Source organism: Gordonia sp. GONU, assembly GCF_024733855.1.
Taxonomy (GTDB): Bacteria; Actinomycetota; Actinomycetes; order Mycobacteriales; family Mycobacteriaceae; genus Gordonia; species Gordonia amicalis.
The window spans coordinates 23895-37061 of record NZ_JANRHB010000024.1; the positions used below are offsets into that span (position 1 = coordinate 23895).

Sequence of the window (13167 nt, forward strand, 5' to 3'; positions counted from 1 at the left end):
GTCCGCTGTACCCGATGGGAGTCTTCATGCGCCGTCCCGACGTGCGTGCGTTCGCCGAACGCGTGCTCCGACTCCCTGGTGCGACGCTCGGCCTGCGCATCCTCACCGACATCGCCCGCGGTGACGTGACCGACCGGGCGATGACCCTCGCCGCGCAGGCGTTCACCTCGATCCTGCCCATCGTCATCCTGGTGCTCACCCTGCCGGGCACGGACGTCGTCGACGACGCGCTGACCGAACTCGGCATCCCGGTGAGCCGCCTCGACCACACGTCGGTCGACGACCCGCAGTCCTTCGCCACCTTCGGGGTCATCGGCGCACTGATGACCATCGTCGGCGCCACCTCCCTGTCACGTGCACTCGGCCGAATGTATGTCTCGATCTGGGGTGTCACCAAACTGCCATGGCGAGCGTTCTGGCGTTGGGTGGTCGTGTTGTTCCTCATCCCGGCCGCCGTGACCGCGCAAGGATTGTCGACGGGATTGCGGGCCGAATCGCTCTTCGGCATCTATCTCGGGGGCAGCGGGCTGCTCGGCATCGTGCTGATCTTCGTGGTGACGGTCGTGATCTGGTCCGCCACGTTCACCGCGATCCCGCGACTGCTGGTCTCCACCCAGGTCCCGCTCCGCCTCCTGGTGCTCAACGGCGTGGGCACGGGCCTGCTGATCACGGTGCTGCTGGCCGGGAGCCGCGTCGCGCTGCCCACGCTGGCGTCGAGCACCATCCGCTACTTCGGCACGCTCGGCATCGTCTTCGTCGCGATCGGCTGGCTGTTCGTCTTCGCTGCGATCCTGGTCGTGACCGCCATCGTCGTGCATGCCGTGGTCACCGACGGGGGCCGCGTGGGACGCCGGGTTCAGCGGTGGGCGGGAACGCCTGCACCGTTCACCGTGCCGACCGCCTCCTGGTACCGCCCGCCGGTGTGAGCTCCGGGCCGCCCGCTCTCGCACGATAGGCGCTGCCTATCCATCCCCCCTCGTCACCGTCCGCGGCCGACACTGTGTCTGCGCAGATCGTGAACCGGAGGGGACACCATGACCGCAGGAACCGCACGACATCATCCAGATGACCGCCCGGATCGGTCGCTGCCGGAGGCGATCTCGTCGTGAGCCGGATCGAGCTTTCCGGACTCACCAAGGATTACGGGTCCACACGAGCGCTGAATTCGATAGACCTCGACGTCGCCGACGGCGAGTTCATCGTCTTCCTCGGCCCCAGCGGATGCGGCAAGTCCACGCTCCTGCGGATGATCGCCGGTCTCGCCGAGCCGACCGCGGGTGAGATCCGGATCGACGGCCACGACGTCACCGATCTGCCGCCCCGAGACCGGCGTCTCGCGATGGTGTTCCAGAGCTACGCCCTGTATCCGCATCTCACTGTCGCCAAGAACGTCGCGTTCCCGCTGCGGGCCCGGTCTGTCCGGCGCTCCGAGATCACCGGTCGGGTCGAGCGGGTGGCGTCGTCGCTCGCACTCACGGAACTGCTCGCACGCCGCCCGGCCGCCCTGTCGGGCGGACAACGCCAGCGTGTGGCCCTCGCCCGCGCGATGGTGCAGGAACCGGGCGCTTATCTGATGGACGAACCGCTGTCGAATCTCGATGCCCGACTGCGTGCGGCCACCAGGACCGAACTCGTCGACCTGCACGATCGCATCGGCGCCACGTTCCTGTACGTCACCCATGACCAGATCGAGGCCATGTCGATGGCGACGCGCATCGTGTTGCTCGACTCGGGCCACGTCGAGCAGGTCGGCGCGCCCGACGAGCTGTACGACCGACCCGCGTCGACGTTCGTGGCCGCGTTCCTCGGCGCCCCGCCGATGTGCCTGTTCGACGCTGTGGTGGCCTCCGAGAACGACCGGATGGTGGTGCGCGCACCCGGGATTCACCTACCGATCGACCTCCCCACGCCGGTCGGCGGATATGCCCCGCACGAGGTCACCGCCGGAATCCGGCCGGAACGGATGGTGCTCGACCCGCGCGGCCAGATCGCCGCGGAGGTCCTCACCGTCGAGAACGTCGGCAGTGACGAGGTCCTGCACCTGCGCGCCCACACCACGACATTGCAGGCCCGCGTCCGACGCCCGACGGCGCGAGCGGGCGACCACATCCGCCTGTCCGTCGCTGCCGGCGACATCCATCTCTTCGACCGGTCCAGCGGCCGGCGTCTGCAGTGGAAGCCGCACACCTCCAGCACCCGCGAGAACACCCTCATCCGACAAGGAGCAGCATCATGAGTCGCAGGTCCCTGCGTCGCAGAGCGGTGGCGATCGTCGCCGCGCTCACCACCACCGCCGTCGTACTGTCCGCCTGCAGCATGGGTTCGACCGCCGGGGAGGGAACCGCCGGCGCGGTGCCCGAACTCGATCCGGCCCAGAAGGTCACGATCGTCTTCGAGAGCTACAACTACGGTCTGGCCGGTGCATGGACCGACACCTTCAACACACTGATCGCCGATTTCAGCAAGAAACACCCCAACATCACCGTCAAGGCCCAGAAACCGCAGGGCAACAGCCCCAACCCCGCCCGCGACGCCATCTCGAGCGTGCAGAACCAGTCGGTGGCCGGCTCGGCCCCCGACGTCGCACAGCTGGGCTTCGGCGATTTCGGTTTCGTCGTCGACCAGCTCGGCGCCCAGCCACTCTCGACGCTGTTCGGCACCGACGCCGTCGAAGCGCACTTCGGCGAGCGCCACCCCTACGCGTCGAGCGTGCGAACGCTCGGTGTGTCCGACGGCGTCACCTTCGGCATTCCGTTCGTGATGTCGACCCCGGTGTTCTATTACAACGCCGACCTGTTCCGCCGCGCCGGCCTCGACCCCGACAAGCCTCCCGCCACGTGGGACGAGGTCGCCGGAGCAGCTCGTGCGATCGCCGCCCGGACCGGCAAGGGCGGCGTCTACATCGACTGCCTGACCAAATCGGCCACCGACTGGTGCTATCAGAGCTTGATCCGTTCCGCCGGCGGACAGGTCATCTCCCCGGACCGCACCACCTTGTCGTTCGCCGATCCCGCCGCGATCGCGGTCACCTCGATGGCCCAGCAGCTCGTGAAGTCCGGTGGCACACCGGCATTCACGCAGAAGCAGGGTTACGAGGCTTTCACGCGTGGCGACATGGGCATGATCCTGGAGAGCAGTTCCATGCAGGCGACGTTCCTCGGGGGCGCGAAAGACAAGTGGGAACTGCGCGCGGCACAGATGCCGGCCTTCGGTGGGCATCCCACGGTACCCACCAATTCCGGTGTGGCACTGTACATCTTCGCCAAAGACCCAGCCAAGCAGCGGGCGGCGTGGGAGCTGATCCGCTATCTGACCGGCAACGACGCGTTCACGACGATCGCCAAGGGCATCGGATACCTGCCGCTCCGTACCGGCCTGGTCGACGATCCGGCTCACCTGGGCGAATGGGCACGCGAGAACCGCGGGCTGATCGATCCGAATCTGGATCAGCTGCAACGACTCGAACCCTGGCGGTCGATGCCCGGCAACAGCTACAAGCAGATCCAGAGCAACCTGATGGCAGCCGTCGAGAAGGTCGTCTACCAGGGTGCCGACCCGCAGGCCGCCCTGAGCGAGGCGCAGCGCCAGTCGACCCGATTGATGCCGGCTCGATGAGTACGACGGACTGCACCATCGTGCAGCTGACCGACACCCACATCGTGCCTCCGGGACAGTTGCTGCGGGGCGTCGTGGACAGCGCCCGCAACCTCGGTGAGGTGCTCGAGCGGATCGTCGCCTCCGGCAGGCGCGTGGATGCGCTGCTGTTGTCGGGTGATCTCACCGACAACGGGGACGTCCGGGCCTACCGCAGGCTGCGCGACCTCGTCGAGCCCGCGGCCGGGTCGATCGGCGCGCAGGTGATCTACGCGATGGGCAATCACGATGCACGAGAAGCATTCCGGATCGGTTTGTTCGACCAGCCGGGTGATCCCGATGCGCCGCACGACACCGTGCATCTACTCCGCGGAACCCGGGTGATCACCTTGGACAGCACCCGTCCGCGCCGGCATGACGGGTGGCTCGAGCCCGAGCAGCTGGCCTGGTTGCGCGACGAGGTGGCAACGCCCGCACCGTCGGGCACCACGGTGCTGGCGCTTCACCATCCGCCGTTGCGATCGGCGATCGCGCCGATCGACCTGCTGCGCCTGCGCGAGGCCGACCGGCTGGCAGAGGTCCTTGCCGGGTCCGATGTGCGGATGATCGTCTGCGGGCACTCGCATCTGACCGGAGGCGGTTCTCTGGCGGGGATCCCGGTGTGGGTCGGTCCGGCACTCGCCTACCGTCTCGACACCCTCGCCCCCGTGGGACGGCATCGGGGGCACATCGGATACGGCTTCAGTCGCATCGACGTTGTGGACGGCACCGTGGTCGCGACCGCGGTCGAGGCCACCCCGACCGAGACGGTGTACGACGCGGACGAATCACAGACGCTGGCGGCACTGCGTGAGCCGGCACGTCAGGACTGACCCATGCTGATTCCCCTCGGCGATCCCTCTCCGTCCGGTACGACGCCCCGGGATGTGTTCGCTGCCGCGCCCGCCCGCGTACGACGACCATCGCGTGGGCGCCTCCTCCGACGCGCGACACCGTACATGTATCTCGCACCGGCGATCGCGTTGCTGGTGATCTGGACGTACCGGCCACTGGCGCAGGCCGTACAGCTGTCGTTCCACTCGTGGAACCTGCTGCCGGACAACCCGATGGTCGGGGTCGGTGGGAACAACTACCGGCGGCTCACCGAGCTCCCCGAGGTCGGTGAATCACTCTGGCACACAGTGGAGGTCATCGTGGGACTGTTGCCCTTCGCGGTATTGGCCCCGGTCGTGATCGCGTTTGCGAGCCGCAGCGTCACCGGCCGGATGCGGGTGCTCTACCAGAGCGTCATCTTTGCGCCGTTCCTCGTCGCGCCCGTGGCATCGGCGGCGGCCTGGCGGTGGCTGGCCGAGCCGGAGGACGGTGCCATCAATCGCGTCCTCGGTCTCGACGTCAACTGGATCAACGACACCCGGACGGCGCAGCTCGCGATCATCGTGATCACCGGGTGGCATGTCGTCGGGTTCGCCGTCCTGGTGGTCACGGCCGGCATCGCCGGCATCAACCCCGACTACCACGAGGCCGCCCGCGTGGACGGCGCCACGAACGCCCAGATCGACCGGTGGATAACGCTGCCGCTGCTCTCTCCGTCCCTCGTGCTCCTGACGCTGCTCACCGTGCTCCTGAGCGCGCAGTGGACCTTCCCACTGATCGACACCCTCACCCAGGGCGGTCCGTCCGGTGCCACCACCAACGTGTACTACCTGTTGTGGGAGTACGGCTTCCAGACCTTCGATGCCGGTATGAGTGCGGCGATGGGCATCGTCGTCTTCGTCCTGTTCGGACTGCTCGCCGCCGGGCTGGTCCGCCTATCGGAACGGGTGACCTTCCATGACGACAAGTGACCTGCTGACCCACGACGTGACCGGCGCCGCCGCCACGCGCGACGCCGCGGTAGGGGTGAACGCGGTTCCCGCCCGCGAGTCACGCTCCCGCGGCGTCACCCGCGGTGCGCGGATCCGCGGTCACCTCGTCCTCGCCACCATCGCGGTGGCCTGCGGGTTTCCGATCTACTGGATGGTCGCGACCGCGCTGCGACGACCCGAGGACCAGTACTCGCTGGCCCCGCTGCCGTGGCCGCTGTCATTCCAGAACTTTGCCGACGCGGCGGCACAGACCGATGTGGTCCGCCTGCTGTTCAACACATGCGCGGTCGCCACCGGCTCGATGATCGCGCAGCTGCTCGTCGCGTTGCTCGCGGCCTACGCATTCGCCGTCTTCGAATTCCGTTTCAAGGGACTGCTCTACCTCGGTTTCGTCGGCACCTGGCTGGTGCCCTTCCAGGTCACGATGCTGCCGAACTACGTTCTGCTTCAGCAGCTCGGTCTGCTCAACACGCTGGCCGGCGTGGTGATGCCGACGATGTGCTCGGCTCTCGCCGTGCTCATGCTGCGCCAGCACCTGGAGTCCTTCCCCAAGGAGCTGGTCGCGGCCGCCGAGATGGACGGCCGGGGATCGTGGTCGATCCTGTGGACCGTGATCGTGCCCAACCTGCGGCCGGCGCTCGCGGCGCTCGGAATCCTGCTGTTCATCAACGCGTGGAATGAGTACTTCTGGCCCGCGATGATCCTGCAGCGGGCGGGTTCGGTCGTGCAGATCGGCCTGCGGAGTTTCATGACCGCCGAGGGCACCAACTGGGGCGCGATGATGGCCCTTGCCGGGATGACCTGCCTGCCGGTGTTCGTCCTGTACCTCCTCATGCAGCGCCACATCGTCAACGCGTTCGTGCGCTCCGGACTGAAGTAGGCGTCGGGTCTTGCTCGAGGTGCCCGCATTCGCGTCATCCCGACGAGCACGCGAGTCGCCCGCGTCAGCCGACCAGACGCCGGGAGTCGGCCTCGTCGCCCAGGCAGTCGAGAAAGCGGGCGACCACCGGGCTGGTGTCGTCGGCACGCCACACGGCGTACAGGTCGATGACCGGGATCGGGTCGAACAGCTTCACCGCGACGGGTCCCGGCCCCGGGACACCCCGTCCCACAGCCACCGCACGCGGCAGCGACGCGAAACCGACCAACGGTTTGGCCGCCACCATGTAGGCCGCCGCGCCCGGATCGTCCGCTGTGCCGGCGAGGGTCATCTCGATACCCGCCTCGGCCGCCGCCCTCACGATCGAGTCGTACATCGCGGGAGTCTGTTCGCGCTGGAACAGCAAACACTGCTCGGCGGCGAGTTCGGCGAAGCGCACCCCGGACCGCCCGGCCCACCGGTGGCCGCGGCCGACGATCGCCACGATGGGGATGTCGGCGAGCAACCGGCGCGACCGGAACTGTCGGGTGTGCGGACGCCCGTACGCCAGGGCGACGTCGAGCGTGCCGTCCGACAGTGCCGCCAGTTGCGGTCCGGTCCGCTTCTCCCACAGCGAGATCGAGATGTCCGGGTAGTCCTTGCTCATCCGCGTCATCACCGTCGGCAGGACGTGGTGTCCGGCCGGCAGGTTGTATCCGACGTTCAGCGACCCGGACAGCCCCTCGGCGGTGGACTTGGCGCTGGTGGCCGCCTTCTCCATCTGCAGGACGATGAGCCGAGCGTGGGACTCGAAGGCCTCACCGGCCGAGGTGAGTTTGACCTCGTGCGAGGTGCGCTGCACGAGTTGCACTCCCAACGACCGTTCCAGTTTCTGGAGCTGGGCGCTCAATGACGGCTGGGTGAGGTGGAGACGGGCAGCGGCCCGGCCGAAGTGGAGTTCCTCGGCTATCGCGAGGAACGAAACCAGGTGCCTGAATTCCACGGATTCCCCCTTGGTCAAGCCGTGATGCGGTCGAGTGATCACGCTATCGACACCGGGTAACGTGCGGTGAACTCCGGGCGAAGCCCACCTGTCGGACGGTTCCCGGGTCCGCAGCACCCTCGATCGGTGGGGGGGTCGAGCGCCGTCAGGCCTCCAGAGCCCCTCGGGCACCGCCGAATTCGCGGTCGGCACCGATCTTGGCCCGACGCCCCGCTCGGTCGCCCGCCTTCCGTGCGGCCTCGGAGTAGCCGGCCGATGCACTCGACGGTCGCCACGTGCCGCGTGCGGTGGACTCGGTCTTGTAGAAGTCGGTGACCTCGAGTTCCTTGTTGCGCAACGCCAGCGCCGTCGAACGTTCGGGCTCACCGGACCTCCGCTCGGCGGCGAGGGCTTCTTCGCGGGCGGCGTCGCGCGCCTCGGTGAGCCGCTTGCCGATGCGTTCGGCGAAGGCCGATTGGAAGTTGAGTCGCGCCGTGATGGGCGACAGCGGTTTCTCCTCGATCACCCGACGGGCACGCCATCCGCTGCCCCTCGTGACGACCCGCGCGAATGTCTCGCCCTTGTACGCCCCCGACCTCAGGTAGGCGTCGCTGGCGGCGACCATCTGGATGATCAGCGACGTGTAGAGCGCCTCGCAGGCGTCGATGTCGGCCTCGTAGCCGTAGGCGAGGACGAAGGTCGAGTTGCTCGCGACGTCGACGGTCACGTCGTTGGCCGCGGTGATGGCCACGAACAGTTGCACGTAGGTGCGCAGGCCGCGCTTGCCCGGCTCGCCGATCTTGATCTGCCGCGAGATGGGGGTGGCCTTCTTGCGGGCGGCCGGATCGTGCGCGCGGGCCACGGCGAGATCGATCGACGACGCCGTGGCCAGACGCTGTGCGGCCTGCATGAACGTCTCGGCTTCGTGCTCGTTGTCGGTGTTCTCCGCCTGTCGCAGGAGGGCGGAGATCCGGGTGAGCAGCTTGTCGTCGCGCATGTATTTCAGACTATCCAGCGGCCCGATCGGTTCCATCGGGCCGCCGACGGGCCGGAAAGGCCAGGGTCGGGAGCTCCGCCCGCGGACAACCAGCGGGCGATGTCGCGCGGGTCTCGCCGAACACGACGCGGGGTGAACACGTCACCGGAGTGGAATCGCGGTCACTGCTTCTCGCAGGCGATGCCGTCCTTGTCGCGATCGCTCTCGTCGTTGGCGTCGTAGAGGGCCTGGTCGACGGTGAAGTTCGTGACCGGGGTGCTGGAGGTCGAATCGACGGCACCGGGCTCGCCGACGCCGTGCGGGTGGTCGGCGTTGAGTGCCGTGCAGTTGGCGTAGTCGGTCGCGGCCGACGCGGGTGCCGCGACCATCAGCGGCGCGACTGCCATCGACGCCGCAGCGACGAACCCCAGAACCATCTTTCGCGAAGCACTCATCGTCGAACTCTCCCTAGACCGATGTGACCAGGCAAAGCTAACCCGGCAGCGTCGTCGGTATCCGCGTTGTGTCGCGAGATTGGTCCGGCCGATGGACAGTGCGCCATGCAAGGTCGTCACGGGACCGAAGGAGCGCGCTACAACCCGAATCGCGCCTGCATCCCGCGCAGGGTCTCGGCCGATACGAGCAGACCCGCCTCCTCGTCCGGCGACAGCGGCACCTCGAGTCGCGTCTGCGCACCACCGCGGTCGACGACCGTCGGCAGGGACAGACATACGTCCTCGAGCCCGGGGAACCCGGAGGCGACCGTCGAGACGGGCAGCACCCGGTGTTCGTCGCCGAGCACAGCTTCGACGATCCGGGTGGCGGCGAGGCCGATGGCGTAGTTGGTGGCACCCTTGCCCTCGATGATCGCGTAGGCGGCGTGCACGACCTCATTCCGAATGCGTTCGCGTGCAACGGAATCCATGGCCGGCCGGCCGGGCAAGGCCGTCCAGGATGTCAGCGGCACCCCGCCGATCGTCGCCGAAGACCACAGCGGGATCTCGCTGTCGCCGTGTTCGCCGACGATATAGGAATGCACACTCTGGACCGCCACACCGCAGTGCTGCGCAACGAGGAACCGTAGGCGCGACGAGTCGAGAACGGTTCCGGAACCGAACAGCCGATTCGACGGCAGGCCGGTGATCCGTTGGGCGGCGTAGGTGACGACGTCGACCGGATTGGTCACCATGAGGTAGATCGCATTCGGCGCGACCTCGAGCACCCCGGGCAGGATCGATCGTGTCAAACCTATTGTCGCCTCGGCCAATTCGAGACGCGACTGACCCGGTTTCTGCTTGGCACCGGCCGTGAACACGACGACGTCGGCGTCGGCGCACACCGACACGTCGTCGGAGCCGATGATGTCGGCACGGGGCACGAACTCGAGACCGTGCGACAGGTCGAGCACTTCCGCGGTGACCTTCGTCGCCTTGATGTCCAGCAGGGCGACGGTCCGCGCGACCCCCCGGATCAGTGCCGAGTAGGCGATCGCGGTGCCCACCGCGCCCGCGCCGATGATGGCCAGTTTCGTGGGCCGTCCGTCCATCGGATCACCGTCCGCCTCGGTTCGATTCGCGTCTGGTCGTTGCTCTGCCGGCCCCAAGCCTACGACCTCCGGGCAGCACTCGCCCGGCTACGCACGTTGGGCCTCGGTGTCCGTATTGCTAACCTCACCGGAGAGATCGGTCGCACCTGCACAAGCGGGTGCCGGGGAACCTGGTGCGAATCCAGGACTGGCGCGCAGCGGTATGGGGGACGGACCCGACATCAAGCCACTGGGGCAACCCGGGAAGGCGTCGGGTCCGGACGAACCCGAGTCCGAATACCTGCCGTTCTCGTCGAGTCCACCCGGTATCTCGCGCACAGATACCCAGACCGAAGGCAGTACCACCCGTGCCCCGTCCTCCCGACGGCACGACGATGATCGCCACCGACACGTCGGTACGGCGACTTCCGTCGATGCCTCTTGCCCTGATCCTTCTCGTTCTCACCCTGGTGAGCATTGCTGTCGCCACCGCTTTCGGCGCCGAGACCATACCCATCGGTGATGTCTGGCGTACCGTCGCCGGGCATCTCCGAGGTGACGAGCTCGACACCGCGCACTCCGTGATCATCTGGGATCTCCGTGTGCCGCGTTCGGTTCTCGCGGCGATCGTCGGCGCCGGTCTGGCCCTCGCCGGTGCAGTCATGCAGGCCCTCGTCCGCAATCCGCTCGCCGAGCCGTACCTTCTGGGCGTGTCCGCCGGAGCCGCGGTCGGCGCGACGGCCGTCATCACGCTCGGTTCGTTTGCCGCCCTCGGCGTCTGGGCGTTGTCCGGCGGCGCCCTGGTCGGCGCACTCGTGGCGTCGGTCACGGTGTACGCGGTGGCCCGGTCGCAGGGCGGACTGACCGCCTTGCGCCTGATCCTCTCCGGGGTGGTGCTGTCGTCGGCGTTCATGGCGCTGTCCTCCTTGCTGGTGTTCACCGCCGCGGACCCGCATGCCGCCGACAACGTGATGTTCTGGATGCTGGGCAGCGTCGCCGGCGCGACCTGGGCGAAAGTCCAGATCGCCGGCGTCGTCGTCGCCGTCACGGCGTTCGCGATGCTGGCGATCCACTCCTGGCTCGACGCCTACGCGGCCGGCACCGACACCGCGACGTCTCTCGGGGTTCCCGTGCGTGCCATGCGGAACGCGTTGTTCGCGGTCCAGGGCATCGTCGTCGGAGTCCTGGTCGCGGTCGCGGGCGGAATCGGATTCGTGGGATTGATCGTCCCCCACGCCGCTCGGCTGCTGGTCGGCGCGACGCACCGGGCGATGATCCCCGTCGCGGTCTGCGGCGGTGCCCTGTTCCTCGTGTGGGTCGATGTCATCTCACGAGTGGCGGCCTCACCACGCGAGATGCCGCTGGGCATCGTGACCGGACTGATCGGCGCACCCATCTTCCTGTTCTTGATGGGACGACGCCAGTACGTGTTCGGCGGCGGGTCCTGATGAGCTCCGGCACACGTTCGATGACCCTGTGCGCGAGCGCCGTCAGCTGTCGTCGTGGGGGCCGCACGATCCTGCGCGAGGTGGACCTCGACGTCCCGGCCGGAACCCGCCTCGCCATCGTCGGCCCGAACGGGGCGGGGAAGAGCACGTTGCTCCGGACCCTGTGCGGTCTCGAGAGACCGGCGACCGGGCGTATCCGGTTGGCCGGCGACGATCTCGATCGTCTTCCCGCGCGGCGTCGTGCGCTGTCGATCGCGGTCGTCGGTCAGGATGAACATCCGTCGGCCGAACTCACGGTCGCCGAAGCGGTCGGCCTCGGACGCACGCCGTACCGGTCTGCCTGGTCCACAGGCAATTCCGACGACCACGAGATCATCCGGTCCGCTTTGGAGCAGGTGGGACTGGGCGGTTGGGAACGCCGGTCGTGTATGCATCTGTCGGGCGGCGAACGGCATCGAGTCGTGCTCGCCCGCGCGATCGCCCAGCAGACGCCGATCGTCGTTCTCGACGAGCCGACGAACCATCTCGACGCGGCCTGGCGGCTGCGGTTGATGCAGATCCTCGACGACCTCGACGCCACGGTCATCTCCGCCATGCACGACCTGGACCTCGTCCTCCGCCATTTCGACTCCGTCGCTGTCGTTTTCGACGGCGGCATCACCGCGCACGGCCCGCCGGTCGAGGTGTTGACACCCGATCTGCTTACCTCGGTCTTCGATGTGTCCGGCACCGTCGTGTCGCACCCCGAGACCGGTCTCCCGCATCTCCTGTTGAACTCTCCCATCACTGCGCAGCAGGCCCACACCAGCAAGGAAAACCGATGAACCGCACCATCACCCGAGTCGCACCCACACTCGCCCCCGTAACCGTTCTCCTAGGGGTGGCCGCAGGCTGCGGCACCGAGTCCGACGCCACCGCATCCGACACCGTGACCGTCACCAACTGCGGCGCCGAGGTCACTTTCGACCAGCCTCTCGATCGGCTGTTCGCCAACGACGGCGGGATGATCGCTATCGCGCTGGCGGCCGGCGCACGCGACAAGATGGTCGCCGTCAGCTCGCTCGCGCGCGACAAGGATGTTCTCCGACTCGAATACGGTCCGCAGGTCGACACGCTCGACGAGGTCGCCACCGAACCGCCCACGCTCGAGAACATCGTCGGCGCCAAACCTGAGGTCCTGTACGCCGGATACAACTACGGCATGAGTGAGTCCCGCGGGATCACCCCGGAGATCCTGGCCTCGCACGGCATCGATGTGTACCAGCTCTCGGAGGCATGCCGTCAGGCCGACGGTCAGGCACCGCGGGGCACGATGGATCCATGGGTCGCGCTCGACACCGACCTGCGCAACATCGGCACCATCACCGGCAATCCCGAGCAGGGGGCGAAAGCAGCCGACGAGATCGCCGACCGCCTCGAAAGCCTCCGCAGCGCACCGCAACCGGCGGAGAAGCCGACGGTCTTCGTCTTCGACAGCGTCTCCGACACCATCTTCTCGTCGGGCGCTTTCGGCGGACCGCAGGGCATCATCGACGCCGCGGGCGCGCGGAACGCCACCGAGGACGTCAAGGACACCTGGACCGCGGTCAGCTGGGAGCGGATCACCACGGCCGACCCGGATCTGATCGTCTTCGTCGACTACCCCGGTCAGTCCGTCGAGCAGAAGATCGAGGCGCTGCGCGCGAATCCGGCCGGCCGCAACCTGAAGGCCGTGCGCGAGAACCGCTTTGTGAACCTTCCCTATGCGATGTGGGTGTCGAGTCCGCTCAACATCGATGCGGCCGAGACGTTGCGGTCGGTCCTCGAGGCACATGATCTCGTCCCCGCGTCGGGGATCACCCCCACCCTCGACGTCCGGCAGTTGGGTCTCAGCGGCAACGACTGGCTGAACTGAGCCGTCACCCCATCCCGGAAGTGG

At 67.8% G+C, this 13167-nt stretch carries 13 protein-coding genes and 1 riboswitch; of the genes, 9 read left to right on the plus strand and 4 right to left on the minus strand.

Annotation, left to right across the window (positions count from 1 at the left end):
- Window positions 1-26: 26 nt before the first annotated feature.
- From NWF34_RS18320 to NWF34_RS18345, 6 genes are all read left to right on the plus strand, one after another.
- Complete coding sequence (locus NWF34_RS18320; protein ID WP_258325714.1) at window positions 27-926, plus strand: YhjD/YihY/BrkB family envelope integrity protein; 900 nt, start codon at window positions 27-29, stop codon at window positions 924-926.
- Window positions 927-1105: 179 nt separating this feature from the next.
- Complete coding sequence (locus NWF34_RS18325; RefSeq protein ID WP_258325715.1) at window positions 1106-2236, plus strand: ABC transporter ATP-binding protein; 1131 nt, start codon at window positions 1106-1108, stop codon at window positions 2234-2236.
- Window positions 2233-3615: an ABC transporter substrate-binding protein gene (locus NWF34_RS18330; RefSeq protein WP_258325716.1), complete on the plus strand. Its 1383-nt coding sequence runs from the start codon at window positions 2233-2235 to the stop codon at window positions 3613-3615. Before NWF34_RS18325 ends, NWF34_RS18330 begins: the two co-directional genes overlap by 4 nt.
- Window positions 3612-4466: a metallophosphoesterase gene (locus NWF34_RS18335; protein WP_258325717.1), complete on the plus strand. Its 855-nt coding sequence runs from the start codon at window positions 3612-3614 to the stop codon at window positions 4464-4466. Before NWF34_RS18330 ends, NWF34_RS18335 begins: the two co-directional genes overlap by 4 nt.
- Before the next feature lie 3 nt (window positions 4467-4469).
- Complete coding sequence (locus NWF34_RS18340) at window positions 4470-5438, plus strand: carbohydrate ABC transporter permease (protein WP_375295686.1); 969 nt, start codon at window positions 4470-4472, stop codon at window positions 5436-5438.
- The gene (locus tag NWF34_RS18345; protein ID WP_258325718.1) at window positions 5425-6339 is read left to right on the plus strand and encodes a carbohydrate ABC transporter permease; all 915 of its coding nucleotides are present in this window, start codon (window positions 5425-5427) and stop codon (window positions 6337-6339) included. The genes NWF34_RS18340 and NWF34_RS18345 overlap by 14 nt, the downstream gene beginning before the upstream one ends.
- Window positions 6340-6403: 64 nt before the next feature.
- Here the strand turns inward: NWF34_RS18345 and NWF34_RS18350 are convergent, their stop codons facing one another.
- From NWF34_RS18350 to NWF34_RS18365, 4 genes are all read right to left on the minus strand, one after another.
- Window positions 6404-7321, minus strand: a complete 918-nt coding sequence (locus NWF34_RS18350) for a LysR family transcriptional regulator (RefSeq protein ID WP_159405520.1) — start codon at window positions 7319-7321, stop codon at window positions 6404-6406.
- A 145-nt stretch (window positions 7322-7466) separates the two neighbouring features.
- Entirely contained in the window at window positions 7467-8297 is an 831-nt protein-coding gene (locus NWF34_RS18355) for a DUF2786 domain-containing protein (protein ID WP_258325719.1), read from the minus strand.
- A gap of 161 nt (window positions 8298-8458) precedes the next feature.
- Window positions 8459-8731: an excalibur calcium-binding domain-containing protein gene (locus tag NWF34_RS18360; RefSeq protein ID WP_096273232.1), complete on the minus strand. Its 273-nt coding sequence runs from the start codon at window positions 8729-8731 to the stop codon at window positions 8459-8461.
- Window positions 8732-8868: 137 nt separating this feature from the next.
- Window positions 8869-9822 (minus strand): L-lactate dehydrogenase, encoded by a 954-nt coding sequence (locus NWF34_RS18365; RefSeq protein WP_258325720.1) that lies wholly within the window; start codon window positions 9820-9822, stop codon window positions 8869-8871.
- A gap of 120 nt (window positions 9823-9942) precedes the next feature.
- Window positions 9943-10125: riboswitch (cobalamin riboswitch) on the plus strand.
- Window positions 10126-10196: 71 nt separating this feature from the next.
- On the opposite strand from NWF34_RS18365, the gene NWF34_RS18370 reads away from it, so the two are divergent.
- Genes NWF34_RS18370 through NWF34_RS18380 form a run of 3 tightly spaced genes read left to right on the plus strand, consistent with a single transcriptional unit; the run spans window position 10197 to window position 13143 of the window.
- Window positions 10197-11249: an iron ABC transporter permease gene (locus tag NWF34_RS18370; protein ID WP_258325751.1), complete on the plus strand. Its 1053-nt coding sequence runs from the start codon at window positions 10197-10199 to the stop codon at window positions 11247-11249.
- Window positions 11249-12073: an ABC transporter ATP-binding protein gene (locus tag NWF34_RS18375; protein ID WP_258325721.1), complete on the plus strand. Its 825-nt coding sequence runs from the start codon at window positions 11249-11251 to the stop codon at window positions 12071-12073. The genes NWF34_RS18370 and NWF34_RS18375 overlap by 1 nt, the downstream gene beginning before the upstream one ends.
- Window positions 12070-13143, plus strand: a complete 1074-nt coding sequence (locus NWF34_RS18380; protein WP_258325722.1) for an ABC transporter substrate-binding protein — start codon at window positions 12070-12072, stop codon at window positions 13141-13143. The genes NWF34_RS18375 and NWF34_RS18380 overlap by 4 nt, the downstream gene beginning before the upstream one ends.
- Window positions 13144-13167 lie beyond the last annotated feature (24 nt).